Raw genomic sequence first — 1,580 nt, forward strand, 5'->3', positions numbered from 1 at the left:
ACTCAACTTTCCCACCCAAGGGAAAGCATAAAACCTAGAAAAATATTTAATAAACATTCATAAAAAACATATAGAGAACCCCCTGTAAGTGGTATAATAGAAGTGTCCAAGTCCCACTAATACCAACCATTAGGAGGTTCCCTATGATTCGTATTATATCAGATGACACTTCAATTGACCAGCAGGTCCAAACACAAATAAGCTTCTTTTTTAACCGGTTTCAACTGTCAAAACTGATGCAGCGGTGTAATTTTTACAAAGAATCAGGTGTGCCTTGCATCATTTTATTGAAAGAGTTGTTTGGTTTGGTCTTTACCGGTAAGAATTTGTACCGTACCCTTGAAACCTGTGATGACCTTCCTTTTAGGAAAAACACGGCTTACCGATTTCTGAATGCGGCGTACCACAACTGGGAAAAACTGCTGTTGTTGATTGCCAGCCAGCTGGTGGCTTACATTGACAGCCTTACCGGCAATGATCGTGAATCTGTGTTGATTTTGGATGATTCCCTCTTCAGCCGGAACCGAAGTAAACAAGTTGAACTTCTGGCAAAGGTTTACGACCATACCACTCACAGATTCCATCGTGGTTATCGGATGCTGACTTTAGGGTGGTCAGACGGCAATACGTTTCTACCTGTTTCATTCCAACTACTTAGCTCGCAGAAAGAAAAAAACATTCTCTCTCCTGCAAAGCAGGTTGATGGTAGAACACTGGCATCCAAACGCCGTAAGCGGGCTTGTTCATCCACTACAGATGTGTTAATCGAGATGTTGAAAGCAGCCAAGCATTTGCCAGCCAGGTTTGTCCTCTTTGACAGCTGGTTTACCACACCCAAAACCGTGGTGCGTGTCAAGAAAGAACAGCGTGATGTCATCGGCATGCTCCGCTTGACAGAAAAAATCCATTACCAGTTTCAGGGACGGTGGCAAAACGTAAAAGAGATCTATCAGCAGCTACCCTTGACTCCCTTGGCGGAAGGAAAACGTCTCGTTGGATCCGCATGTGTCAGGATGCGGGAGAATAAAAACGCTGCGGCAGAAGACTATGTTGATGCCCGCATTGTTTTTGTCAAAGACCTGCGTTCCAATGCAATGACCGCTCTCATGTGCACAGACCTGAACCTGTCAGAAAAAGAAATCATCCGCATCTATGGCAAGCGGTGGGATGTTGAAGTGTTCTTTAAAGTATGCAAATCCTATCTGGCTTTAACAAAAGAGTACCAAGGTCGCAGCTATGACCTGCAGGTAGCTGCCACTACCCTTGTTTTTCTACGGTACACCATGCTGGCGATGCAGGTCAGGGAAGCCACGGATGACAGAACTGTGTGCGAGTTGTTTTATCAGCTAAAAGATGAAATGAAAGACATTGTGTTTATTCAAGCCCTGATGCGCATCATGTATGCTTTAAAGGCGGCTCTTAGGCAATCACCTTTAGTCAGCATGGAACTGGTTGATCAGATCATGAATGTATTTCTAGATGCAGTTCCCGATACACTAAGGGGTCGGTTACTTGCAAGTACATAACTTTCAGCCACTTACAGACAGGTTATCCGTCAAAAGTTGGTGGGAAAGTTGAGT

General features: G+C 44.2%; 1 protein-coding gene. It reads left to right on the forward strand.

Features of this window, described 5'->3' with window-relative positions:
* Positions 1–143: 143 nt before the first annotated feature.
* The gene (locus QOL74_RS18335; protein ID WP_283410956.1) at positions 144–1,526 is read left to right on the forward strand and encodes an IS4 family transposase; all 1,383 of its coding nucleotides are present in this window, start codon (positions 144–146) and stop codon (positions 1,524–1,526) included.
* The last annotated feature ends 54 nt before the right edge of the window (positions 1,527–1,580 follow it).

The organism is Anoxynatronum buryatiense (assembly GCF_900182905.1).
GTDB lineage: Bacteria > Bacillota > Clostridia > Peptostreptococcales > Tindalliaceae > Anoxynatronum > Anoxynatronum buryatiense.

What these genes read in the sequence shown, in the direction of transcription:
- QOL74_RS18335 (WP_283410956.1), top strand. Translation starts at nt 144, where the DNA reads ATGATTCGTATTATATCAGATGACACTTCAATTGACCAGCAGGTCCAA.